At 65.9% G+C, this 23,886-nt stretch carries 26 protein-coding genes and 1 tRNA gene; 10 read left to right on the top strand and 17 right to left on the bottom strand.

The annotated features are described in order from the left end of the window. Positions 1-77 precede the first annotated feature (77 nt). Entirely contained in the window at positions 78-551 is a 474-nt protein-coding gene (locus AC6CHP_RS01545; protein WP_427117842.1) for a hypothetical protein, read from the bottom strand. A gap of 265 nt (positions 552-816) precedes the next feature. Here AC6CHP_RS01545 and AC6CHP_RS01540 point away from each other — a divergent pair, with 265 nt between their 5' ends. Beyond that, a complete protein-coding gene (locus AC6CHP_RS01540) occupies positions 817-2,016 on the top strand; it encodes an acetyl-CoA C-acetyltransferase (protein ID WP_427117843.1) in 1,200 nt (399 codons plus the stop codon). Beyond that, positions 2,016-2,513 carry an aminoacyl-tRNA deacylase gene (locus AC6CHP_RS01535; protein ID WP_190609663.1) on the top strand — a complete coding sequence of 166 codons (498 nt, stop codon included), beginning with the start codon at positions 2,016-2,018 and terminating at the stop codon, positions 2,511-2,513. The genes AC6CHP_RS01540 and AC6CHP_RS01535 overlap by 1 nt, the downstream gene beginning before the upstream one ends. Positions 2,514-2,579: 66 nt before the next feature. Here AC6CHP_RS01535 and rplL read toward each other — a convergent pair whose 3' ends face one another. From rplL to AC6CHP_RS01490, 9 genes are all read right to left on the bottom strand, one after another. Further along, complete coding sequence (gene rplL / locus AC6CHP_RS01530) at positions 2,580-2,954, bottom strand: 50S ribosomal protein L7/L12 (RefSeq protein WP_066277893.1); 375 nt, start codon at positions 2,952-2,954, stop codon at positions 2,580-2,582. 77 nt (positions 2,955-3,031) lie between these two features. Beyond that, positions 3,032-3,616, bottom strand: a complete 585-nt coding sequence (rplJ, locus tag AC6CHP_RS01525; RefSeq protein ID WP_104184342.1) for a 50S ribosomal protein L10 — start codon at positions 3,614-3,616, stop codon at positions 3,032-3,034. A 296-nt stretch (positions 3,617-3,912) separates the two neighbouring features. Further along, positions 3,913-5,031: a GNAT family N-acetyltransferase gene (locus AC6CHP_RS01520; protein ID WP_104184343.1), complete on the bottom strand. Its 1,119-nt coding sequence runs from the start codon at positions 5,029-5,031 to the stop codon at positions 3,913-3,915. Positions 5,032-5,038: 7 nt separating this feature from the next. After that, on the bottom strand, positions 5,039-6,172 hold the full coding sequence (locus AC6CHP_RS01515) for a GNAT family N-acetyltransferase (protein ID WP_498227935.1): 1,134 nt from the start codon (positions 6,170-6,172) through the stop codon (positions 5,039-5,041). A gap of 127 nt (positions 6,173-6,299) precedes the next feature. Beyond that, positions 6,300-7,007 (bottom strand): 50S ribosomal protein L1, encoded by a 708-nt coding sequence (gene rplA, locus AC6CHP_RS01510; RefSeq protein ID WP_066277900.1) that lies wholly within the window; start codon positions 7,005-7,007, stop codon positions 6,300-6,302. Between the two features lie 185 nt (positions 7,008-7,192). Beyond that, positions 7,193-7,624: a 50S ribosomal protein L11 gene (rplK, locus tag AC6CHP_RS01505; protein ID WP_003803853.1), complete on the bottom strand. Its 432-nt coding sequence runs from the start codon at positions 7,622-7,624 to the stop codon at positions 7,193-7,195. Positions 7,625-7,754: 130 nt separating this feature from the next. Beyond that, entirely contained in the window at positions 7,755-8,558 is an 804-nt protein-coding gene (gene nusG, locus AC6CHP_RS01500) for a transcription termination/antitermination protein NusG (RefSeq protein WP_104184344.1), read from the bottom strand. Between the two features lie 113 nt (positions 8,559-8,671). Further along, positions 8,672-8,956 carry a preprotein translocase subunit SecE gene (secE, locus tag AC6CHP_RS01495; protein WP_104184345.1) on the bottom strand — a complete coding sequence of 95 codons (285 nt, stop codon included), beginning with the start codon at positions 8,954-8,956 and terminating at the stop codon, positions 8,672-8,674. A gap of 81 nt (positions 8,957-9,037) precedes the next feature. Then, positions 9,038-9,110, bottom strand: a tRNA-Trp gene (locus tag AC6CHP_RS01490). 277 nt (positions 9,111-9,387) lie between these two features. Between AC6CHP_RS01490 and AC6CHP_RS01485 the strand changes: the two genes are divergently transcribed. Beyond that, entirely contained in the window at positions 9,388-10,605 is a 1,218-nt protein-coding gene (locus AC6CHP_RS01485) for a pyridoxal phosphate-dependent aminotransferase (RefSeq protein ID WP_498227931.1), read from the top strand. 148 nt (positions 10,606-10,753) lie between these two features. Here the strand turns inward: AC6CHP_RS01485 and AC6CHP_RS01480 are convergent, their stop codons facing one another. Next, positions 10,754-11,437, bottom strand: coding sequence for a LuxR C-terminal-related transcriptional regulator (locus tag AC6CHP_RS01480; RefSeq protein ID WP_181037973.1), 684 nt, complete (start codon positions 11,435-11,437; stop codon positions 10,754-10,756). After that, positions 11,434-12,855, bottom strand: a complete 1,422-nt coding sequence (locus AC6CHP_RS01475) for an ATP-binding protein (RefSeq protein WP_498227929.1) — start codon at positions 12,853-12,855, stop codon at positions 11,434-11,436. Before AC6CHP_RS01475 ends, AC6CHP_RS01480 begins: the two co-directional genes overlap by 4 nt. Before the next feature lie 124 nt (positions 12,856-12,979). Here AC6CHP_RS01475 and AC6CHP_RS01470 point away from each other — a divergent pair, with 124 nt between their 5' ends. The 5 genes from AC6CHP_RS01470 (at position 12,980) to AC6CHP_RS01450 (ending at position 17,123) form a co-directional block, all read left to right on the top strand. Continuing rightward, positions 12,980-14,608, top strand: a complete 1,629-nt coding sequence (locus tag AC6CHP_RS01470) for a PspC domain-containing protein (RefSeq protein WP_498227927.1) — start codon at positions 12,980-12,982, stop codon at positions 14,606-14,608. A gap of 1 nt (position 14,609) precedes the next feature. Next, entirely contained in the window at positions 14,610-14,894 is a 285-nt protein-coding gene (locus AC6CHP_RS01465) for a hypothetical protein (RefSeq protein WP_377194790.1), read from the top strand. A gap of 3 nt (positions 14,895-14,897) precedes the next feature. Then, on the top strand, positions 14,898-15,155 hold the full coding sequence (locus tag AC6CHP_RS01460; protein ID WP_104184349.1) for a PspC domain-containing protein: 258 nt from the start codon (positions 14,898-14,900) through the stop codon (positions 15,153-15,155). A gap of 147 nt (positions 15,156-15,302) precedes the next feature. Continuing rightward, complete coding sequence (locus AC6CHP_RS01455; RefSeq protein WP_104184350.1) at positions 15,303-16,328, top strand: ATP-dependent 6-phosphofructokinase; 1,026 nt, start codon at positions 15,303-15,305, stop codon at positions 16,326-16,328. A gap of 78 nt (positions 16,329-16,406) precedes the next feature. After that, positions 16,407-17,123 carry a GNAT family N-acetyltransferase gene (locus AC6CHP_RS01450; RefSeq protein WP_427117851.1) on the top strand — a complete coding sequence of 239 codons (717 nt, stop codon included), beginning with the start codon at positions 16,407-16,409 and terminating at the stop codon, positions 17,121-17,123. Here AC6CHP_RS01450 and AC6CHP_RS01445 read toward each other — a convergent pair. The 5 genes from AC6CHP_RS01445 to AC6CHP_RS01425 all read right to left on the bottom strand — a co-directional run bounded on the left by AC6CHP_RS01445 (position 17,085) and on the right by AC6CHP_RS01425 (position 21,791). Beyond that, entirely contained in the window at positions 17,085-18,596 is a 1,512-nt protein-coding gene (locus AC6CHP_RS01445; protein ID WP_427117853.1) for a DHA2 family efflux MFS transporter permease subunit, read from the bottom strand. The genes AC6CHP_RS01450 and AC6CHP_RS01445 overlap by 39 nt on opposite strands. A 59-nt stretch (positions 18,597-18,655) precedes the next feature. Continuing rightward, positions 18,656-19,060, bottom strand: coding sequence for an ankyrin repeat domain-containing protein (locus tag AC6CHP_RS01440; protein ID WP_498227923.1), 405 nt, complete (start codon positions 19,058-19,060; stop codon positions 18,656-18,658). Next, on the bottom strand, positions 19,057-20,142 hold the full coding sequence (ygfZ, locus tag AC6CHP_RS01435) for a CAF17-like 4Fe-4S cluster assembly/insertion protein YgfZ (protein WP_498227921.1): 1,086 nt from the start codon (positions 20,140-20,142) through the stop codon (positions 19,057-19,059). Before ygfZ ends, AC6CHP_RS01440 begins: the two co-directional genes overlap by 4 nt. A 99-nt stretch (positions 20,143-20,241) precedes the next feature. Continuing rightward, positions 20,242-20,850: a nitrobindin family protein gene (locus AC6CHP_RS01430; protein WP_104998656.1), complete on the bottom strand. Its 609-nt coding sequence runs from the start codon at positions 20,848-20,850 to the stop codon at positions 20,242-20,244. 173 nt (positions 20,851-21,023) lie between these two features. Beyond that, entirely contained in the window at positions 21,024-21,791 is a 768-nt protein-coding gene (locus tag AC6CHP_RS01425; RefSeq protein WP_188727414.1) for a permease, read from the bottom strand. Positions 21,792-22,129: 338 nt separating this feature from the next. Between AC6CHP_RS01425 and AC6CHP_RS01420 the strand changes: the two genes are divergently transcribed. Both AC6CHP_RS01420 and mshD read left to right on the top strand, forming a co-directional pair. Further along, positions 22,130-22,828 (top strand): winged helix-turn-helix transcriptional regulator, encoded by a 699-nt coding sequence (locus AC6CHP_RS01420; RefSeq protein ID WP_066277942.1) that lies wholly within the window; start codon positions 22,130-22,132, stop codon positions 22,826-22,828. Between the two features lie 33 nt (positions 22,829-22,861). Next, entirely contained in the window at positions 22,862-23,833 is a 972-nt protein-coding gene (gene mshD, locus AC6CHP_RS01415; protein ID WP_188727412.1) for a mycothiol synthase, read from the top strand. The last annotated feature ends 53 nt before the right edge of the window (positions 23,834-23,886 follow it).

The following is a 23,886-nucleotide window of genomic DNA, read 5'->3' as shown; positions in this document are numbered from 1 at the left end:
CGATACGGCAAAATAACCTACATGTCTACCCCATGTCCGGCCGGAATGCAAGCACCGGTTTTCGCGCTTCTTCGGGACTACAGCCGCAGCGTGACCCCGGCGTCCGTGCAGGTCCCGGCGTTGGCAAAGACGGCGTCCCGGACAGCGTCTTCCGACTCCTGCGCCGGCCCACTCGCGGATCCGGCGGCACCCGAACGGTCAATAGCCAGCAGGCTCAGTGATGCGAACAGGCCGCGAAGGTCGCCGGACACCGTGCCCTTTGCCTCTTCAGCCTGCAGGTAGATGTCCTCGTAGCCCCCGGAATCTCCGGAAGGAACAGCCGCGTAGCGTTCAAAGAGGGAGTTGAAAAGCTCGCACGCCGCCTTGGTGCCACTTGCAGGGGACGACGACGGCGTCCCGGCACTGCCGCCGACGGCGCCACTGGTGCGGGTGGGGCCTGGCTCCGGCTGGGATGGGGGCGCGGACGAGGCCTCCTGGTCGGGCAAAGATACGGAGCAGGCGGTGAGCGCCGCGAGGGCGGCGGCTGCCGCCGTGGCGAATAGTCTTTTCACGCTGCTGCTCCAACCTTCCCCGGGGCAGGACCCGCTGTTCCCCCTGCATAACTGTCCGCAGTCCACCCTACGCACGCCGCCGCCGTCGTGCACGTCCAGGGGATGGGGACCTCTCCCCTGCCGGGAAGCCGAAGCGGACTTGTGCCCGCAGCGCGCTGCGCCGGGGCGGAATGCACATGCGGCTCCGGGCGTTTGAATACTTAGGTGACCAGGGTCACGATAGCCTTGGTGGCTTACACCGGAAAACGGATCGGAAGAGATAACCATGGGCAACTCCCGTGACAACACTGACGTTGTCATCCTCGCAGCAGCGCGCACCCCGCAGGGCCGGATCAATGGGCAGCTGGCAAGCTTCACCGCCGTGGAATTGGGTTCCCGCGCCATCAAGGCCGCCCTGGACGCCAGTGGCGTGGATGCCGGCGACGTGGAAGCCGTCATCATGGGCCAGGTGCTGCAGGCCGGTGCCGGCCAGAACCCCGCCCGACAAAGTTCAATCGGTGCCGGCATCGGCTGGGACGTCCCTGCCGTGACCATCAACAAAGTTTGCCTGTCAGGACTCACTGCGGTGATCGACGCCGCCCGGATGATCCGCTGCGGCGAGGCGGCAGTGGTGGTGGCCGGCGGCCAGGAATCCATGACCCGGGCCCCGCACCTGCTGCCCGGCTCGCGGCAGGGCTGGACCTACGGTTCAATCCAGGCCCTGGACGCCGCCGCGCACGATGGCCTGACGGACGCTTTCGACGGGCAGTCCATGGGCCTGTCCACCGAGACCCGCAACCTGGCCCTGGGCATTGACCGCACATCGCAGGACAACGTGGCCGCCCAGTCCCACCAGCGAGCTGCCCTGGCCGCCAAGAATGGAACGTTCGACGACGAAATCGTCCCGGTCAGCATCAAGCAGCGCAAGGGCGATCCACTCGTGGTCTCCGTTGACGAGGGCGTCCGCCCCAACACCTCCGTGGATTCGCTCGCCGGGCTGCGCGCAGCTTTCGTGACGGACGGGACCATCACCGCAGGGAACTCCTCTCCCCTCTCGGACGGGGCCGCAGCCCTGGTGCTGGCCTCCCGCGGCTATGCCGAGGAACACGGCCTGGAATATCTGGCCGTCGTCGGAAAACCCGGGCAGGTTGCCGGACCGGACAACTCGTTGCACTCACAGCCGTCCAATGCCATCCGGGATGCCCTGGGACGGGCAGGCTGGACCACAGCCGAACTGGACTTCATTGAGATCAATGAAGCCTTCGGATCCGTGGCCGTCCAGTCGCTCAAGGACCTGGACTACCCGCTCGAGAAGTGCAACATCCACGGCGGTGCCATTGCGCTGGGCCACCCCATCGGCGCCTCGGGCGCACGGCTGGCCGTCCATGCTGCGCATGAGCTGAAGCGCCGCGGAACGGGTAAAGCCGCCGTGTCCCTGTGCGGCGGCGGCGGGCAGGGCGAAGCGCTCCTGCTCTACCGCGACTGATGGCGGGCCCGGTTTTGAGCGGGGCGGACGGCGCCGGACACGGACGGTTCCTGGCCGACGCCTCCGCCCGCGGGCTGGCGGTGGACATCGTGGAACGGCCGGCCGCCAGGAGCCTCGAAGAGGCGGCCGGCATTCTGGGAATCAGCCCCGCGGACATCGTCAAGTCGCTGGTGGTCAAGCACAAGGACGGTACTTTCCTGTTTGCGCTGATCCCCGGCGACCGCCAGATCTCGTGGCCCAAACTGCGAACCTTGGTGGGTGTCAACAAGCTGTCGCTGCCTCCCGCGGACATGGCCCTGGAGGCGACGGGGTATGAGCGCGGCACCATTACGCCGCTGGGCAGCACCACCAGCTGGCCGGTTTACGCGGACGCCACTATCACCGGGCGCCGGATTTCGATGGGCGCGGGCGCCCACGGCTACAGCGCCTTCGTGGACGCGGACGCCCTGACCGCTGCCCTGGACGCTGTTGTAGCGGATATCTCCGATCCCGCTTAACCCGCTTTAAAGCAGGAAGCCCCGCCCACAAACGTGGACGGGGCTTCCTGAGGAAAAGGCGCGTTACTACTTGAGGGTAACGGTTGCGCCTGCAGCCTCGAGCTGCTCCTTGGCCTTCTCGGCAGCTTCCTTGGTTGCACCTTCGAGGACAGCCTTGGGAGCGCTGTCAACCAGGTCCTTGGCTTCCTTGAGGCCCAGGGAAGTGATGGCGCGAACTTCCTTGATCACTGCGATCTTCTTGTCGCCGGCAGCTTCGAGGACGACGTCGAAGTCAGTCTTCTCTTCAACCTCTTCAGCAGCAGCGCCGGCGGGGCCAGCAACAGCAACAGCAGCAGCGGTAACTTCGAAGGTCTCTTCGAAGAGCTTGACGAACTCGGAGAGCTCGATGATGGTCAGTTCCTTGAAAGCTTCAATGAGCTCTTCGTTGGTGAGCTTCGCCATGGTAGGCGTCCTTCCTGTTGTGGTGTTCAGCGGCACGCGGCCGTGCTTCACACCGGAGTCTTGTGAGGTAAAGAGAGTTAGTTCTCTTCAGCTGCGGGAGCTTCGGCTGCAGGAGCCTCTGCTTCTGCGGCGGGAGCTTCTTCAGCGGCGGGCGCCTCGGCAGCTGCCGGTGCACCGTTCTCTTCTTCAAGCTTGAGGCGCAGAGCGTCAATGATGCGTGCAGCGGCGGCAGCAGGGGCCTTGAGGACGCCTGCAACCTTGGCGAGCTGCAGCTCGCGGGACTCGAGAGCTGCCAGTGCGGCAACCTCGCTGGCGTTCAGTGCCTTGCCCTCGAAGTAACCGGTCTTGATGACCAGCTGCTTGTTGGTCTTGGCAAAATCCGTCAGGCTCTTGGCAGCGGCAACTGCGTCACCCTTGATGAACGCGATTGCAGTGGGGCCGGCAAGCTGGCCGTCGAATGCTTCGACACCGGCTTCCTTGGCTGCAATGGCGGTCAGGGTGTTCTTGACGACCGTGAACTTGGTGTCCTGGCCGAGAGAAACACGCAGCTGCTTGAGCTGTGCAACGGTGAGCCCACGGTATTCGGTCAGGACAGCGGCGTTCGATTCCTTGAAATCGTTAGTGATCTCAGCTACTGCTGAAACCTTGGTAGGCGTTGCCATAACCCTCCTTCCGGGGATAGTGCCGGTATTCGACGGTCCCCGCTCGGATGAGCTAAAACTAAAAACGCCCCGCGCAGATGCACGGGGCTTGGCTCAACACAGGTATTCCGTGGAGCTTTGCTTCGTTCACCTGCGCCGGCCGCCCTGCGTTGAGGGTCCTTCGTCCGGAAAACCACTTCTATCCCCCGCGCAGAACTGCAGAGTTGAGCCATGCTCAGGGGAGTGGATTTCCAACAACCGACGGTCTTTGGTCATCCCAGTCTAAGGGAGGGCCCGCCGCTCCGCCAAATCGGCAGTCAGCTGTTGCTGGTGCGAAGGTGCGGAAGCTCCTTCTGCCAGATTCCCGTCACGCCCGCGGTCCGGAATCCCAGTTGCTGATTGACGGTCAGGAGGTAACGGTTTTCCGGCGCGTTCCAGGTGTAGATGACCCGGGCATCAGGAAACTGCTCCGTCAGCCGCTCCATGTTCGCCACCTTGATCAGGAGTCCCAGCTTGTTCCCGCGGTGCTCCTGCAGGACGAGGGTATCGTCCTGGAAAACCACGTCCGCGCGGTGGGCCAGCACCGTGATGGTGGTCAGGCCCACCAGGGCCCCGCTGGCGAGGTGCTCGACGGCGGTGACCACCGTACGCCGGCCCTGCGCAATGGCAACGTCTTCGGCCTCCCGGAGGATGGCGCCGTCGAACACCATGTCCTGCTCCACTGGCACCTGCAGCGAGGGATCGACGTCGGCCCCGGCCTGGTTTTCGAGGACGGCGACGGCCTCCAGCCAGCGGTCCGGGCACCGGTCCGTCCAATGATGCAGCCGGTACCGTCCGTTGTTGGCGTCCTCCGCTTCGGCCTGCAGGTCCGCTACCAGCTTCGAGTCCAGCGGCAGCAGGCACGAACTGAACTGCTCAATGTGCTGCAGGGTGTATCCGGTGCGTTGGGCGAACTCCACCTCGCGGCTCTCCAGCGGCACGAAGCCCTGACCCGATCCGGGGACCAGCTGGGCACGTTCGAATTCGTGCAGGGACGCCCCCGGATGGTTGGTGTCCACCAGGATCATGGTGCGGCCTTCATTGCGGGCCAGCTGCTCGGCGGCCTGGAGCAGCCTCCTCCCGACGCCCTGGCGCTGGAACTCGGGCAGGATGTCCAGGGTGAACTCCGCCAGGTCCAGGTTGTCCGTGAGGGGAAGGGCAATGTCAACGGTGCCCACGATCTCACCGTCCACCTTGGCGACGAGGATCAGTTGCCGCTCATAGGGATCGGCGAACTCAAGGAGCTTTTCCAGGGGGCCGTAGGCGAGGTCGTCGCTGCCCCAGGTCTGCATGCGGACTTTGCGTCCCACTTCGACGGCAGCCAGGAAGTCCGCAGCGTCCGGCGCCTCGAGCGAGTCAGGGATCCAGAGCTGCTCGATCTTCACGTCTTTTGCCATAGGCGAATCATCCCAGCCGTTTCTGCCACTCACCTTCATAACCAGCCGGCCTGAATCCAAGGGCAATATTTATGGCCAGCATATGTTGGTTTTCACTGGCGTTCCACGTCAACACAGAACGCGCCGCCGGCCATCTGCCCTGGGCACGCCGTAGATTTGCCACCTTCATGAGCATGCCCAGGCGGCGGCCGCGGTGTTTCGCGGTGACCAGGGTGTCCTGCTGGGCAATGGAGGCCGGCACACCGGGCCGCCAGTTGAGGACCGTGTAGGCAACCAGCTCCCCCGTGGCGCTGTGCAGTGCGGCAGTCACCGCGGACTGGACGCCGCCGCGGGCCATCGTTTGCTCCTCCTCCCGCACCCTGGCCGCATCCCAGTCCTCGCCCTCCCAGTCCATCCCGGCGATGGGAACATCCGTGCTCATCCGTGCTTTGAGAAGCGCGTAGGCCTGCACCAGGTCGTCGGGGCAGGTGTCGTCCCAGCCCGTGATGCTGTAGCCGCCTGCTCGTGCTGCTGCGTCTGCCTCCAGCCGGTCCAGCAGCTCAGGCGCGACGGGAAGGTCCAGCCGGCTGGACCGTTCCACCTGTTCCAGCTCATAGCCGGAAGCGGCGGCGAACGCCACTGCAGGTTCAGTGACCGGCAGGCCCCCGGCACCGGACTTGGCGGGGAGCAGGGTTTTCCCGTCCGCCGCGGCCAGCGGAACCTCGTGGTACCCGTAGAGGGATGTCCGGCTCCGTGTCGTGGCAATCGACTCTGCGTGTAACAGCAGCGTCCTGCCCAGCCCCCGGCGCCGGTGGGCGGGCGCGATCAGGACATCGACACCGGCGGTGTGGGTGTTCTCGCGGAGCGGCAGTTCCACGGAGCACATACCGACGGTCTCCCCATTCAGCCTTGCCAGGAAGAGATGCCGCTCCTCGTACTCATTGCCCCGCCAGAACTCGGCAGTTTCCTGGAGTGTGGGGCATCGGTCCAGGTTGCCCCACAGTGCGAGCTCGTGCTCCACCCGCAGGGCGTGGCATTCCCTGAGATCCGCTGTGGGCCCTGCAGAAGCGGCATTGATGCCGGGTTCCGGCATCACCTTAACGGCTTTGATAACGGGAGCAGCGGGGGCCCCTGTGAAGGTATCCGACTCTGGGTCAGCCATTCCTACAGCTTAGGCAAAAGGTACCGGCGCCGGGATAGTTCCACAGTTAAACAAAACCGCCCGGCACGGGTGCCGGGCGGTTTTGTTGCGGCGGAGAGGTTCCGCTGCAGGAGTTTCAGACGAGGATTTAGGCCTCGGTCAGAACCTTGGTGACGTTCGGGTCGACGGAGATGCCGGGACCGAAGGTGGTGGCAACCGTGGCCTTCTGGATGTAGCGGCCCTTGGAAGCGGACGGCTTCAGGCGAAGCACCTCTTCCAGTGCTGCTGCGTAGTTCTCGGCCAGCTTGACGGCGTCGAAGGAGACCTTGCCGATGATGAAGTGCAGGTTGGAGTGCTTGTCGACGCGGAAGTCGATCTTTCCACCCTTGATGTCGTTGACGGCCTTGGTGACGTCGGGGGTCACGGTGCCCGTCTTCGGGTTCGGCATCAGGTTACGCGGGCCCAGGACCTTACCGAGGCGGCCAACCTTGCCCATGAGGTCAGGGGTGGCGACGGCGGCGTCGAAGTCGGTCCAGCCGGCTGCGATCTTTTCGATCAGGTCATCGGAACCAACGAAGTCGGCGCCGGCTGCGATTGCTGCCTCAGCCTTGTCGCCGGTAGCGAAGACCAGGACGCGGGAAACCTTACCGGTGCCGTGGGGCAGGTTGACGGTGCCGCGGACCATCTGGTCAGCCTTGCGGGGGTCGACGCCGAGGCGGAATGCAACCTCAACGGTGGCGTCGAACTTGGACGGGTTGGTGTCCTTGGCGAGGGTCACTGCCTCGAACGGCGCGTAGAACTTCTCCGCGTCGATCTTGGCGGCTGCTGCCTCATATGCTTTACTGCGCTTTGCCATGCTGCTTATTTCTCCTTGTGCAGTTGTGGTCTGCGGACCGCGCTGGGCCCTGCCACAGTTGGTGGGCGGGCTCGTTATCCGTGCCCGTTTCCCAACATTTCAGTTTTGGTGGTGCCGGTGTTCCGGCGGTGCCGCCCGTCGTCGTACCCAGATTCCCGGGCGCAACTCTAAAGCGGCGGAAGCGGCTAGCCTTCGACGGTGATGCCCATGGAGCGGGCGGTGCCGGCGATGATCTTTGCTGCGCCTTCGAGGCTGGTGGCGTTGAGGTCTTCCATCTTGGTGGAGGCGATCTCGTTGACCTGGGCCTGGGTCAGCTTGGCAACCTTGACGGTGTGCGGGGTTGCTGAACCCTTGGCGACGCCTGCAGCCTTCTTGATGAGCTCTGCAGCCGGCGGGGTCTTGGTGATGAACGTGAAGGAACGGTCCTCGTAGACCGTGATTTCCACGGGGATGACGTTTCCGCGCTGGGCTTCCGTCGCAGCGTTGTACGCCTTGCAGAATTCCATGATGTTGACACCGTGCTGGCCAAGCGCAGGACCGATCGGCGGGGCCGGGTTAGCGGCACCTGCCTGGATCTGCAGCTTGATGAGGCCGGTGACCTTCTTCTTGGGAGCCAATGTAGGGTCCTTCTCTCAATAACGTCCTGGGGCACAGGAGCGTGCCTCAGGTTTGTGGCCGCCATGGCAAGGCGGCCGGCCGTTCCGGTGCTGCTAAGCGGGCAGCCCCGGGACGAAATCTTGGGTGGTGCTAGATCTTGGTGACCTGGTTGAACGCCAGGGTAACCGGCGTTTCGCGCTCGAAGATGGACACGAGCACCACGAGGGTCTGGGATTCGACCTTGATCTCGGAAATGGTGGCGGGAAGGGTCTCGAACGGGCCTTCCTTGACGATGACGGACTCGCCAACCTCGAAGTCAACGTCCACGGGGGCCTGGTTCTGCTTGTTCACCGGCTTGCCCTTCTCGGCCTGCTCTTCCTCGAAGACGGGAGCAAGCATGGAGAAGACCTCGTCCAGGCGAAGCGGCACGGGGTTGTGGGCGTTGCCCACGAAGCCGGTGACACCCGGGGTGTGGCGGACGGCGCCCCACGAGGCGTCCGTGAGGTCCATGCGGACCAGCACGTAGCCGGGGATGCGGACGCGGTTGATGACCTTGCGCTGAGCATTCTTGATCTCAACGACTTCTTCCATGGGCACCTGGATTTCGAAGATGTAATCTTCCATGTCCAGGGTCTGGATGCGGGTTTCCAGGTTGGCCTTCACGCGGTTTTCGTAACCGGCGTAGGAGTGAATGACGTACCAGTCACCTTCCTGGCGGCGCAGCTTGGCCTTGAACTCCTCGGCGGGGTCAACGTCTGCTTTAGCGGCGGCAGCGGCGAGGGCGTCAGCGGACTCCTCTTCGGAGCCGGCGTCTGCCTCGGCGTCAAAGTCGGAACCGGCATCCTCGGATTCGGGCGCGGAGGAATCAACCTCAGACTCGTCACCGGCTTCTGCCGTGACGTCCGCGGACTCTTCCAGCTCAGTCTCGGTTACCTCGAGCTCCTGCTCAGACACTTGGTCTCCTGCTTCCTCATTGCCTAACATGCCTATTTAAATGGCTCAATTCCGCACACCGGCATTCCGTCCGGGAATCCCGGAGGAATACGCGGCCTGCGGACCGTGCAGCGTTAGCTGTCCGTAGTGCCGGTCCCGCCAAAGACCCAGCCGACGGCGGTTCCAAAACCGATGTCCAGCAGGCTGACGATGACCATCATGATGCCCACGAATACCAGCACCACGAGCGTGTAATTGATCAGTTCCTTGCGGGTGGGTGCAACAACCTTCTTCAGTTCGCCGATGATCTGGCGGACGAAGAGTGCAATGCGGGCGAAGAAGTTTGCCTTGGCGTCCTTCTTAGCTGGGCGGCCCTTGGAGCTGCTGGCAGCTGTTTCGGTCACCTGGTCCTCGCTCATCTTTGCAATGTTGGATTACCCGGCCCTGAACAGAACCATGGTTGCTGCGCTTGCCCCGGATTTTCGCCCGGGGCGCTTGCGCAGGGCAGACAGGACTCGAACCTGCAACCTGCGGTTTTGGAGACCGCTGCGCTACCAATTGCGCCACTACCCTATGGAGTGAATTCCACTCTCTGACAACGAGCCGCCTGTTTGAACTGGGGCGCACGTCATCATCCGTGTTTCAACACCGGTGAACCAGTCTACGCAACAACTTCGCGTTCGTCGAACCGGCCCATTTCCGGCCCTCACCTGATGGCCTGCCTGACATTTGACCGGGAAACAGTCACAAATCAAAACCGGCAACCCGGAGGGTCCGGTGAACAGCATAGAGTAGAACTCGTCGAATCCCACATTCCAGCCCCAGGCTGCAAGCGAAGAACGGACCTGCCATGTCTGCCGCCCGCGTTTCCCAGCGCATTTCCGCAATTGCCGAATCCGCAACCCTCGCCGTTGACGCCAAGGCGAAGGCGCTGAAGGCAGCGGGCCGGCCGGTTATTGGGTTTGGTGCGGGCGAGCCGGACTTCCCCACGCCGGACTACATCGTCCAGGCGGCCATTGAAGCTGCCGGCCAGCCGAAGTACCACCGCTACTCCCCTGCCGGCGGATTGCCGGAACTGAAGAAGGCCATCGCCGAGAAGACGCTGCGCGATTCCGGCTATGCAGTGGACGCCTCCCAGGTCCTGGTAACTAACGGCGGCAAGCAGGCCGTGTACAACACCTTCGCCACCCTGGTTGATCCGGGCGATGAGGTTATTGTCCCCACCCCGTTCTGGACCACCTACCCGGAGGCCATCCGCCTGGCCGGCGGTGTGCCCGTGGAGGTCTTTGCGGGCCCTGAGCAGGACTACCTGGTGACTGTGGAACAGCTCGAAGCAGCCGTTACGGACAGGACGAAGATCCTGTTGTTCGTGTCGCCGTCCAACCCCACCGGCTCTGTCTACTCGCCGGAGCAGGTGGCGGAGATCGGCAAGTGGGCAGCGTCCAAGGGCCTCTGGGTGGTCACGGACGAGATCTACGAGCACCTGACATACGACGGCGTTCCCTTCACTTCGATCGCCACCGCGGCGCCGGAACTGGGCGACAAAGTGGTCATCCTGAACGGTGTTGCCAAGACCTATGCCATGACCGGCTGGCGCGTGGGCTGGATGATCGGTCCGGCCGACGTCATCAAGGCCGCCACCAACCTTCAGTCGCACGCCACCTCCAACGTCTCCAACATCATGCAGATCGCCGCCCTCGCCGCGGTCTCCGGCCCGCTGACGGCTGTTGATGAGATGAAGGTGGCCTTCGACCGCCGCCGCAAGGCGATCGTTGAGGGCCTGAACGCCATCGACGGCGTGGAATGCCCGACGCCGAAGGGCGCCTTTTACGTCTACGCGGACGTCCGCGCGCTACTGGGCAAGGAATTCCCGACGGCGTCCGGCACCGCCACTCCGCAGACCTCCGCTGAACTGGCTGCACTGATCCTGGACGAGGTTGAGGTGGCCGTGGTTCCGGGTGAGGCCTTTGGCCCGTCCGGCTACCTGCGCCTTTCCTACGCCCTCGGCGACGAGGACCTGGCGACCGGCGTGCAGCGTCTGCAGGACTTCCTGGGCAAGGCCCAGTAGGACGCTCTCTCACTTAACGCAGGAATTCCCTAAACGCTCTATCACTCCCTTCACGGTGAGTGATAGAGCGTTTGGCGTTAAGGCGCATCAAGTGAGAGAGCGTTTGGCGTTAAGGCGCATCAAGTGAGAGAGCGTTTGGGGTGCCTGGTCAGAGGAGGCGGCGTTCGGCGGCCCACTTGGTCAGCTCGTGGCGGCTGGAAAGCTGCAGCTTCCGCAGCACCGCTGATACGTGGGTTTCCACCGTCTTGATGCTGATGAACAGCTCCTTGGCTACTTCCTTGTAGCTGTAGCCGCGGGCGATGAGGCGCATGACCTCGAGTTCCCGCGCGGACAGCCTGTCCAGTTCGTCGTCGGCGATGTCCGCGGGGGCGGTACCAAAAGCGTCCAGGACAAAGCCTGCAAGCCGGGGCGAGAAGACCGCGTCACCGCCGGCAACCCGGTACACGGCGTCCGTGATTTCCGCCCCCGAGATGGTCTTGGTGACGTAGCCGCGTGCTCCCGCCCGGATTACCGCCACAACGTCCTCGGCCGCGTCCGAGACGCTGAGGGCCAGGAACTTGGTGGCAGGGAGCAGGGCTGCGGAACCGGCGATGACCTCACGGCCCCCGCCGCCCAGGCCGCCGGGCAGGTGGACGTCCAGCAGGACCACGTCCGGGCGCTGCTGTGCTATGACGGCGATGGCCTGTTCCACCGTGGCTGCCTCGCCCACCACGTGGATACTGGGGTCCAGGTCCGCTTTCAGGCCCGAGCGGAAGATCGCGTGGTCGTCGACAATGACCACCCTGGCGGACCTGGCGGCCGGATCCGAACCCGGTCCCTGCGTTGTGTTCATGGCTTGCCTTCCGTGCTGTCCTGTGGGGCGGCGGGAAAGCCCAGCCGCACCTCCGTGCCATCGCTGCTGCTGGCGATTGCCGCCGTGCCGCCGTGGCGGTTCATGCGGCCGATGATGGATTCCCTGACCCCGAGCCTGTCCTCCGGCACATGCTGCAGGTCGAACCCGGGGCCGCGGTCCTTGATGAACACCTCAGCACGGCCACCGGATGCTTCCAGGTAGACCGAAACTGTCCCGCCGCCGTGGCGGGAGGCATTGAGCATGGCCTCCCGGCTGGCCTGGATCAGCGCTTCATGGCCCTCCGTGACGGCAGTGTCCCCCACGCAGACCACCTCAACGGCGTTGCCCAGCAGGTCCTCCACTTCGGCTGCCACGGCCTTGATCCGGTCCGACAGTTGCCCGGCGTCCTTGCCGGGATCCGCAAAAAGCCAGCCCCGCAGCTCGCGTTCCTGGGCACGGGCCAGCCGGACGACGTCGTGCTCGCTGGCCGCCCGACGCTGGATCAGGGCCAGCGTCTGCAGCACCGAGTCATGGAGGTGGGCGGCAATCTCGGCCCGTTCGGTCTCCCGGATCCTGCCGGCCCGTTCCGCCTCCAGGTCGCGCCAGAACTTCAGCGCCCACGGCAGCAGGACCAGCACCACCCCGCCGAGGACAGCCACCGAGGCCAGCAGCGCCAGCCAGGTCTGCTCCCAGGAACCAGAGCCGGACACCATCACCAGGACGCCGGCCACCACCAGCGCCAGGCCCGCAGCAAGCCGGGCCCAGCCCCCTGCCTGGTCCGCCTTGGTTTTGTCCACGAGCCCCGCCCGCCGGGTCTCATCCAGTTGCATCCAGGCAATGGAGGCGCCGCCGAGCACTGCCGCTGCGGGTATCAATGTCCCCAGTGGCACATCCACGCCCAGCAGTTGGGCGATCAGGATGCCCGCCACGAGCAGCAGCCCGGCCCCGAGCAGGATTTCCTTGCCGTAGCGCATCTCCCGGAACCGGAACCAGGGCGGCCGGACGGGCTCGGACACGGACGCTGCGGCGTCCCCCTGGGCCGGGTATCCAAGGCCGCGTGGCGAGGCAGTATCCGTCCGAAGGCCGCCATCGGGCGCGTTGGGCGAAGCGATCCCGCCGCCTGCCGGCGCCACTGTCCAGGGCACGGCGGCCGGCGCAGTCTCCCGGCTGACAGCCGGTGCAATGGGCGACGACGGCCGGCGCGCCTGGCGCCGCGCGCTCTCGTCAGCCGTGGGGACCATGATCCACAACCAGGCATAGAAGACGACGCCGGCCCCGCCGGCCAGCGAGGCAAGGACCATTGCCACCCGCACGTGGACCACGGGTACGCCCAGGTGGGCGGCGAGGCCGGAGCACACGCCTGCGATGAAGCGGTCGCTGCTGCGGACCAGCGGGAGGCGTGTGGGGACGGTTGTCATGGATCAATCCAAGCACGGATCAGGGTTTCCCGGCCCGCAATCCGGCCGGATCCGGGGTCCTCTCAGGGGCTGTTCAGGGTGTCCCCCAGTAGAGCCGAGGCTCCTCAAGCGGAAGGATTGAAGCATGAACTCGCAAACCCCTACCCCTGACGACGGCCACCCGACGGAGCCCCTCCCCAAACGGGAAAACGAAAACCCCACCAAGCCCCTCCCGCCGGCTGACTCCCCATCGGCGCCTTCCCCCTCACCTGCTCCCCCGTCGGCGTCGGACCGGAATCCGGAGCACGAAGACGAGGACGGCCCCGCTCACGGATCCATGCGGGATGACGCGGCGTACGATGGCGCCGGCTCGGCTTATGCCGGGCAGCCGGCCGGAGCGTACCCGGGCCAGGGCAGCCCCGGCCCGGGCAGCGCAAGCCAGGGGGCAGGCAGCTACCCCTATGCCGGAGCACCCAACCAGCAGACCGACTTCTTCGGCTGGGTGCGCAGCCATGGGATCACCCGCGGCCAGGACCGCTGGATCGGCGGCGTCTCCAGCGGCATTGCCCGGCGCCTGGGCATCGACCCGCTGATCGTCCGCGGCGTCTTCATCGTGATGACCCTTTTCGCCGGCATAGGTGTACTTTTCTACGGCCTGGCATGGGCCTTCCTGCCAGAGCCCGATGGAAGGATCCATGTCCAGGAAGCCGGCGCAGGCCGGTGGACCAGCGGCATGACCGGTTCCCTGATCGCCGTCATCCTGGGCTTCAGCGGACTGGGCGGCGACTTCTGGGGCTGGAGCAACCACGGTTTCGGCGCCTTCCTCTGGACCCTCTTCTGGGTTGGCGGCGCCATCTACCTGGTCTACTACCTCGCGCAGCGTAACAAAGCAGCGGTGGGCACGCCGGCGGGTGCAGCCGCACCCGGCGCCACCTCCTACCCGGGCAACCAATACCCCGGCACCACCATGCACTCTGGCGCAGCCTCCACGGCAACGGCGCCCCCGTACTCGGACGTTGCAGGGACCGGCCCATTTACCGGCAGCCCCTACGGCGCCGGCGGCTCCGGCAGCGGCGGCTGGGACAACAAAGGCGCCGGCAGCACCTGGCAGCCGCAGGGTCCTCCGCCGGCACCCAAGGTGCGCCCCTCAGGTCCCGGTGCCCCCGCCGTCGCGATCGCTGCCGGCAGCGCACTGATTGTCGGCGCGGGTTTGAAAGCCCTGGACGTCACCAACATCATCGACCTCGGTGACTCCACGAACGCCATCGCCTGGGCCAGCGCGGCGGCGGTCCTGGGCCTCGCAATCCTGATTCTGGGCTTCCGCGGCCGCACCTCGGGCATCCTGTCGTTCTTTGCGGTGGCAGCCCTCATCACGGGAGGAATCTTCAACGTGGTGGGCAACAACGGCGAGCGCGTCCGATTCCAGGAAGTTGACTGGGCACCCACGAGCATCCAGCAGGCAAGCGAGGGGCTGAACATCACGGCGGGACGCGGAACCGTTGACCTCACCGGCCTCGCCCTGGACGCCCCCCTCGAGTCCGAGGTGCTTGTCCCCCTCGATTTCACCGCCAGCAACGTCACGGTGTTGATCCCCGACTCCGTGCCCGTGGACATCCGCGCCGATATGACCCTGGGCAACCTCACGGAAGGCGGAAGCCAGCGAGGCGGGACAACCACACGCGAAAGCAGCTACAACACCGACAAGCCCGGCAGCCCACTGATCATCGAGATCGACGGCACCGTCAGCAACGTCACCATCAAGGAAGGTAACTGACATGAGCAGCCAGACACCGGCGCCGGACCCGTACATCCCCGGGAGCTCCGCGGCGGCACGCACCGACTCCGTCCCTCCCTCCGGGGCGCGGGTGGGAACCATCGTATGGGGCCTGATCGTGCTCGCCCTGGCAGCCCTGATCATCATCGCCCAGCTCGGAATCGTCACCCTCAACGGGACCTACGTCCTGATCGGACTCATGATCGGGGCGGGAGCGGCCCTGGTGGTCGGAGGTCTCCTCTCCGCCAGGAAAAGTGACAACGACACCACAACACGGAAGTCTTGAACCATGGATAAATTCTTCAGCATCGTCAGGGGCCTGGGCCTGAAACGCGGACCCCAGCGCATCCTGGGAGGCGTCCTGGGAGGGATCGCGGCAAAACTGAACGTGGACGTGGCCTACGTCCGCATTGCCTTCCTCCTCTTTGCCCTCCTTCCCGGCCCCGCCTTCGTTTTCTACCTCGTGGCCTGGGTAATCCTGCCGGACCAGCGGAACGTCATCCCGCTGCAGTCGTTCCTCGACAGGCGTTCACTGAACCGCCCATGAGAAACGGCCACTACGGGCCCCGCTCCCCTCGGAACGGGGCCCTTCGTGTAACCAGTTTGTGTCGTACCGCACACACCGCACTAGACTCTATGTGAGCTCAGCGTGGCGCTCTGCCTGTAAACCCTCTCCCCAGGATTTGAGCGAGACATGAAAATTGGAATCCTTACCAGCGGTGGCGACTGCCCCGGACTGAATGCGGTGATCCGCGGAGCAGTCCTCAAGGGAATTGCCATCCACGGCCACGAGTTCGTCGGTTTCCTCGACGGCTGGCGCGGCGTTGTTGAGGGCGACATCATCGACATCCCCCGGACCATGGTCCGCGGCATTGCCAAGCAGGGCGGCACCATCCTGGGTACCTCCCGCACCAACCCGTTCGAAAACGGCGGCGGCCCCGAGGTCATCAAGGCCCACATGGAGCGCCTGGGCATCGATGCCATCATCGCGATCGGCGGTGAGGGCACGCTGGCGGCAGCCAAGCGGCTTACCGACGCAGGGCTGAAGATCGTCGGTGTCCCCAAGACCGTTGACAACGACCTCGACGCCACCGACTACACCTTCGGTTTCGACACCGCCGTGCAGATCGCCACCGAGGCCATCGACAGGCTCCGGACTACCGGAGAATCGCACCACCGCTGCATGATCGCCGAAGTCATGGGCCGGCACGTCGGCTGGATCGCCCTGCACGCCGGCATGGCTGCAGGTGCCCACGCCATCCTCATTCCGGAACAGAAAGTCAGCATCGAGCAGATCACCGAGTGGGTGAACGAGGCCCATGCCCGTGGCCGTGCGCCGCTGGTGGTCGTGGCTGAGGGGTTCGTTCCCGAGCACATGGAAACCCCGCATTCCGAGCGCGGCCTGGACACCTTCGGCCGGCCCCGCCTGGGCGGCATCGCAGACCAGCTGGCCCCTGAACTGGAAGCCCGGACCGGCATTGAAACCCGGGCCACCATCCTGGGCCACATCCAGCGCGGCGGCGTGCCGTCCGCCTTCGACCGTGTCCTGGCCACCCGGCTGGGCATGGCGGCCATCGACTCGGTGGTTGAGGGCTACTGGGGCACCATGGTGGCGCTCAAGGGAACGGACATTGAGCACGTGGGCTTCCAGGAAGCGCTGGGCAAGCTGAAGACCGTCCCGCAGAACCGCTACGACGAAGCTGCCGTCCTGTTCGGCTGAGCCGACCTGCACCCCTGAAGTGCCGGCGGCCGATGTGTCCTGTCCAACGGGACCGGTTGCCCGTCCTAGGCTGGGAGCATGACACTCGACCCCGGTTCGGCCGCCATCATCCAGCTTGCGTGGGCCCGGCGCCTGGGGCTGGATGATGACGCCTTCAGCTCCGCCCTGGCCTCCGGGGAACGCATAGTCCGTGCAGACGAGTCGGCGCGGACCGTCGAGTTCGTCCGGCTGTTCGGCAGCTCGGCGCTGGTGGGACCGCAATGGGTCATTGATGCCGCGGCTGCCCTCCCCGACGAGGAAATGGCGCAGCACGTCACCCTGCTGACCCTCACCAGGTCGCACGGCGGGCACGGCATGGGGGCAGCCGCACTCTTTTTTGCGGACGACCTGCCCCTGAGGCAGCCGCCGGAGGAAATGACCGTCTCGCACGGCAACGCCGAAGCGATCGAGCTTGAGGGCCGGTGCCCGCCCGACGACGTCAACGAAGTGGGCCTTTCAGACCTGGAGAACCGCTACACCATCGTCCATGAACTGGAGGGGCGCCGGGTGCCCCTGGCCTGCGGGGCATACACGGAGTGGGAAGGTCTACTGGCGCATCTTGGCGTCCTGGTGGACCCTGAGTGGCGCCGGCGCGGACTGGGCTCCCTGGCAGCCTCGATCGCCGCCCACGAGGCGCTTGCGGCGGGGCTGACCCTCCAGTGGCGGACGGACGTCAGCAATACAGGCTCCCTGGCGCTGGCCCGGAAGCTGGGCTTGTCAGCCGGCGGAATCCAGACCAGCGTCCACCTTGGCTGACCCCGGCACGCCCCAGCCCTGAACCGGCTGCGGCTTGGCGAAGAACAGCGCCACCGCCGCGCCTGCCAGGATGACCCCGGCAGGCAGGAGCATGGACTGGCCCATCGCCGTCGAAAAACCGCCGTGGAGGGCCTCAGGCAGGCCTCCGGACAGGGCCAGGCCCTCGCCCGCTGCCCCGCCGGGGCCACCGGCCGGAAGCTCCGCGGCCAGCCGCGCCTGGATCAGCACCGCAATGGCTGCGCTGCCCAGCACGGCGCCGATCTGCCGCGTGGTGTTGTAGACGCCGGACCCGGCCCCGGCCTGCCGCGGGGGAAGGTTGCGGGTGGCGGTGGTGCTCAGCGGGGCCCAGATACCTGCGTTGGCGAATCCCAGGATGGCGCTGGGCAGGAGGAACAGCAGGATGGGGGTGTCCGGCTGCATCAGGGCCGAGTTCCAGAGCAGGGCCACGGCCATCAGCACCAGGCCGGCGGCGGCGATGAACTTCGGGTTGACCCTGTCGATGATCTTCCCCACCACCGGCGCCAGGCCGCCCGAGATCAGTGCCATAGGCACCATCATCAGCGCCGACTGGGTGGGCGTGAGGCCGCGGACCAGCTGGTAGTAGAAGATGAGCGGCAGGCTGAACGCGGTCACGGTGAAGCCAACGGTGGTGATTCCGATGTTGGCCAGTGAAAAGTTGCGGTCCCGGAAGAGCGCCAGCGGCAGCAGCGGCTCGCCTTTGTTGAACCGTTGCCAGACCACAAAAAGCCCCAGCACGGCAAGGCCCGCGATGATCAGGCCCCACACCGTGACAGGCCCGGCGATGGTGCCCCAGTTGTAGCTTTCGCCCTCCTGGATGCCGAACACCAGAAGGAAAAGTCCGACGGCGCTCAGCACCACGCCGGGAATGTCGAACCGGTGCGGGTGGGTGCTCAGGGCCGGTACGTTGCGCAGGGCGAGGATAAAACCGGCGATGCCGATGGGGACGTTGATGAAGAAGATCCATTCCCAGCCGAGTCCGTCCACCAGGACGCCGCCCAGGATGGGGCCCACGAGGGTGGCCAGGCCGGCGGTGGCACCCCAGATCGCCATGGCCGCGCCCCGCCTGTCCGGCGGAAAAATGCGGGTGATGACTGCCATGGTCTGCGGCGTCATCATGGCGGCGCCGAGCCCCTGCAGCACGCGGGCCGCGATGAGTGTCTCCACGTCGCCGGACAGCCCGCACCACAGCGATGCCATGGTGAAGACCACCAGGCCTGAGAGGTACAGCTTCTTGGGGCCGAAGCGGTCGCCCAGCCTGCCGGTGATGAGCAGGGGGACCGCATAGGCCAGGAGGTAGGCGCTGGTGACCCAGATGACCGAGTTGATGTCCGCGTCAAGGCCCTCCATGATCCGCGGGTTCGCCACGGACACAATGGTGGTGTCGACCAGGATCATAAAGAACCCGATCACCAGGGACCACAGGGCCGGCCAGGGTTTTGCGACGTTTTCCACGGTCATCCTTCGTCAGGTGGTTGCTGCCGGGCGGGACCGGGTGAACGGCTGGGTCCCGCCTAGGCCAGGAGGTCCAGGATCTCCTGGCGGGCGAACATCTGGGCAGCGGCTCGGGCCGACGGCGCGCCGGCGTCCGGGTCGGCGCCGGCATCCAGCAGGACCCGGGCCACATCGGTGTAGCCCTTGAACGCCGCTCCCGCGAGCGGAGTCTGGCCGCGGTCATTGGCGGTGCCGGGCTCGGCGCCGCGTTCCAGGATGAGCTGCACGGTCTCCGCGTGCCCGTGGTAGGCGGCCAGCATGAGGAGGGAATCCCCTGCCGAATTGGTCAGGGTGGCGGGAGCGCCGGCGTCCAGGTAGGCACGGAGCAGCGCCGTGTCCCCCTCCCGGGCAGCCTGGAAGAGCGTGTGCGCCAAAGCAAGCGCGTCGTCGTCGGGCCCTGGATCGGGCTGTACGTTGTCCGTCATGGTCGTGGCCCCCTGAGGAATCCGGTCTGGCGCCCCACCACCTGGCCGGCGTCGGGGGCAACGATGAGTTCCTGCACGGCAGGGTATGGCTCGTCGCCGTCCAGGACCGTCAGTATTTCATCCGGGGCGACCGAACGTTTTATGACTGCCAGTGCAACCGGGCCCATCTCGAAATGCTGGACCACGGACGTCACCGCCCCCACTTTGCGTTCCCCCGCCAGGACCGGGCTGCCGGCCTCGGGCAGGGTGTGCTGGGATCCGTCCAGCTGGAGGAACACGAGGCGGCGGGGCGGGTGGCCGAGGTTGTGCACCCGCGCTATGGTTTCCTGGCCCTTGTAGCAGCCCTTGGCCAGGTGCACCGCGGTCCGGAGCAGGTCAAGTTCGTGTGGGATGGTCTTGTCGTCCGTTTCCGCCCCGATCCGGGGGCGCCAGGCTGCCACGCGCAGCGCTTCGGCGGCAAGGACGCCCGCAAGGGGACGCCCCGCAACCGTCTCCTCCAGGTCGTCGGCCGGAACGAGGTATTCGAACCACGGGCGGTCAAGCCCGGGGTGGTTGGCCTCAGGGACGGTCGCATAAGAGTAGCCGCCTGCTCCCACGTGCGGCCACGGGTCCTGCCAAGCCAGCAGGCTGGACCACTCCGGGACAGCTTTGGTGCTGCCAACAACGGCCCAGTCCGCGGAAACATCGGCGATCTCCACCCGCAGCATGAACTTCATCCTGTTAAGGAACTCCGCGAGGGGTGCGGCCTCGGCAGCTTCGGCGATCAGCCACGTGGTGGCGCCGTCGTCAATGACCCGCGCGTCAAAATCAATCCTGCCCTGCACGCTCAGGAGGAGGAGTTCACTGGACTCATTCGGCTGCAGGCCGGCGACCTGCTGCGAGGAAAGGGTGTTGAGCCAGCCCAGGCGGTCCGGACCGGTCACGGAGACAACGCCGCGGTGGGAGAGGTCGACGACGGCGGTTCCGGCCGCGAGGGCGCGCTGCTCGCGCAGGGGCTCACCGTAGTGGGCGGCAACGCCGGCGTCCGCGCCGGCCGCCTCAACGGCGCCAGGGCGCGACAGCAGGGGGCTGGGAGTAGTCATATGTAGTAGAAGTCCTTGGGGCTCGGCGGTATTCCGGATTTTCATGGCCGGAGTGGATCCGGGCCGCCTGCGTCTTTCATGCCGAAGGACCGGGAGGAGTCAGGAAACCTTTTTCAGGAAGGCCGAGGCATGCGCTTCCAGGCCTTTGCCTTCCTTGCCGCCAACAGCAACATCCCAGCGCCACAGGAGGTTGCCGTCCACCAGGCCGAAGATGCGGGTGGCGGCGCTGTAGTCCTTGGAATGGCTGCCGCGCATCACCATATCCGTGGTGAGCTGGATCTGCGGGCCCTTGATCTGCCCGTAGTACAGCTCGGAAATGCCCCCGGGGTGGGAGATGGACACCGAGATGTCGAACCCGCCCTCGCTGTTGCGCAGGGCCTCTACCTCGTCCGCGCTCTTCAGCGCCGGAACGATGTCCGCGGGGATCAGGCCGGGGCCGCCGTCGGCATCAAGCTGTTTACGCTCCAGCGCCCAAAAGCCTGTCTCGACAGTGAGCGGCCGCAGGCGCGTGCCGTCGTCGTCCGTCAGCCAGCTTTCCGCACGGTACTGAAGGTACGGCAGCCCGTTGTGCGTGAAGGACACATGCTGCAGGAAGTGCTCCGAGTCCTCGTCACCGCTGCCGAGGCGGCCGCGGCCCTCCCACTCACCAATGAGCCAGGAAAGCGGGACGAGTTCTGGAGTCAGGTCTGTAGGAATCTCAATGGGCACAGCGACTACCTCTGGAAATCGGCTAGCTCCGGAAAAAGGCGTCTACTTCTGGCCCTTGAAGAGGCGGTAGACCACGAATCCGGCAAACCAGGCCATGGCGAGGCTGGCGATGCCGAGCAGGACAAGGAAGAAGATTTCAAAAGCAAGTACGGACATGATGCCATCCTAACGCGTTAGTAGATGAGGAGTTTGTCTATGAAGTAGGCAAGGGAACCCACCGCCGAGACAGGGGCAAGGCCCATGCTAAGCGCAGCGGGGATGTTCAGGGGCGCACCCCGCAGGGTGGCCAGTCGCCGGAAGCTCGCCAGCACCGCGCCCACCACCACGCCGAAGATGGCTGCCGGCAGGACGGCGATATCCGAGAGCACCAGCCCGGCGAGCGGTCCCGCAAGGCCTGCCATCACAATGCCCAGGGGCGCCACGACGCTGTCCGGCCAGCGGATCAGCCCGGCCAGCAGCGCAACTGCGGCGCTGATGGCCGCCACCAGGAGCATCTCCCGGACGCCGTTGAACCGTGCCCCGGCTATCCAGCCGGAACCCAGGCAGGCGAGCAGCACACCCGCGCAGCAGCCCAGGGTGGATTCCAGTCGCTGGGCCTGCCCTGTTCCGCGGAGCAGCTGCACGATGAACACGGCCATCATGCCCAGGGCAATGAACGCCGGGGTCCAGTCCAGGTAGCCGGGGGCAGGGGCCAGGCCGGCAGCAACCGCTGCCCCGGCCCCTGGCACGGCAATCACGGCGGCCAGGGTCTTCTTGGCGGGAATCCGAAGGAAGTGCGGCCACCCGATGCCGACGGCGGCGGCCATGGCAACAGCAACGGCCACGAGGACTTCACGGGAGGTGTAGACGCCGGCGATGATCGCAGCGAGGCCGGCCATCCCCACGACGCCGATAGTCCATGAGCCCAACGACCGCGCCGGTGCCTGCAGCTCCGCGGTCATGCGGAGCCCGGCCTGGATTTAGTTTCTGCACTCACTGCGCTGCAATCCCATCCTGGCGTCGACCTGGAAGGGCGGGGCCGCCCTTCGCGGAGGGCGTCGGGGCCCTGGCTCAATCCTGCCTTATGTGAACAGGATATGTCGCAAAACGTCCCTTTATCCGGGCCGGATCCGTGGCTCCGGAGAGGCCTGCGGGTATACTCAAAGCTCAGCTAAGCTCACTGCTGAGGTGGCAGGCCGGCTCTTTTCCGCTGGCCCAACGCCGGAGCAGGAAGCCAGTACCGGCCGGTGAAAACCCGGTTCAGTCGCCCAATGATGCGCGGACGGCCCATGGAGGAACAATGTCGCACATCCTGCTCTTGACGAACAGCACTGGCTCTTCGGTGGACATCCTGCCTGCCCTGGAATTGCTGAACCACCGGGTCCACATCCTTCCCGCCGAGCCCACTGCCCTGCTGGAGACCGATCCGTGCGACATTGTGCTGCTGGATGCCCGGAAAGACCTGGTGGGCGCCCGTTCGCTCACCCAGCTGCTCAAAGCCACCGGCCTCAGCGCGCCCCTGGTCCTGATCCTGACCGAGGGCGGCATGGCGGCCGTTTCCTCCGCATGGGCCGTGGATGACATCGTGCTCGACTCGGCAGGCCCGGCCGAGGTGGAGGCCCGCATCAGGCTGTCCGTTGCCCGGGCCGTCCCGGACCATGAGGACGCGCCGACGGAGATCCGCGCTGCCGGCGTCGTCATCGACGAGGCAAGCTACACCGCCCGCGTGAACGGTGCACCGCTGAACCTGACCTTCAAGGAATTCGAGCTGCTCAAGTACCTGGCGCAGCACCCCGGCCGCGTTTTCACCCGGCAGCAGCTGCTCACCGAGGTGTGGGGCTATGACTACTACGGAGGCACCCGCACCGTGGACGTCCACGTCAGGCGCCTGCGGGCGAAGCTCGGTGCCGACCATGAGAACCTCATCAGCACCGTGCGCAACGTTGGCTACCGCCTTACCCTGGTCCGCCAGCAGGAAGACGAGCTCACCGAGGCCTGAGCACCCTTGCGGCTTCCCGTATAGCCTTGCCTCATGACTCCAGCGCATCCTGAGAAGTGGCCCGTCCATACAGAACGGGGCGCTGTTGACCAGCAGCTCCTGAGGGACTGCCGGAACCTCCTGGCAGCGGCAGAAGAATCTGACGGCAACCCCTCCATTTCTGAACAGACCCTGGTGACCATGCGCACCGGCGGATCGGCCGGGCAGTCACCGCTGACCCTGGCGCTGTATGCCCCGGACGAGGACTCCGACCCGGCCACCGGCCAGGACCTGGCCGGATTCGCTGTGGTGGTGGAGGAACCCGACGGCACCGGCGTGCTTGAGATCGCTGTCCATCCCAGCTACCGGAACCAGGGTGTGGCGGACCGCCTGGTGGGTGCGCTCAATGGCAGCCGCGGGCTGGAGGGGCTGAAGGCGTGGTCCCACGGCAACCATGAGGCCGCAGCAGACCTGGCCGCCCGGTATGGGTTCGGCCCGGTCCGTGAACTGTGGAAGATGAGGATGACGACGGCGGGGGCGGACCTTCCCGAGGCCGCCCTTCCGGAGGGCGTGTCCCTCCGGACCTTCGTGCCCGGCCAGGATGAGGACGCGTGGCTGGCGGCGAACCGGGCCGCTTTTGCGCACCATCCTGAACAGGGCAGCCTCACCCGGGCCGATCTCGAGGCGCGGATGGCCGAGGACTGGTTCGACCCCTCGGGTTTCCTCCTGGCCGAGGACGGGCAGGGCCGGCTGTTGGGCTTCCATTGGACCAAGGTCCATCCGAAGCACGGCCCGCACCCGGCCATCGGCGAGGTCTACGCGGTGGGCGTGGCGCCGGAAGCCCAGGGCATGGGACTGGGCAAGGCCCTCACGGTTGCCGGTATCCGGCACCTCCAGGAGCTGGGGCTGCACGCCGTCATGCTGTACACCGACGCCGACAACGCAGCTGCTGTGTCGCTGTACCGGAGCCTGGGCTTCACCCGCTGGGACATGGACGTCATGTACGGACAGGTGGCTGCTGTTTAGTCCAGCAGGCTGACATACGGTTTCCCGTGCGGGAAATGCACGGCCTTCGGCGC

Source organism: Pseudarthrobacter sp. GQ63 (assembly GCF_059758765.1).
This window is presented reverse-complemented; position numbering and strand designations above follow the sequence as displayed.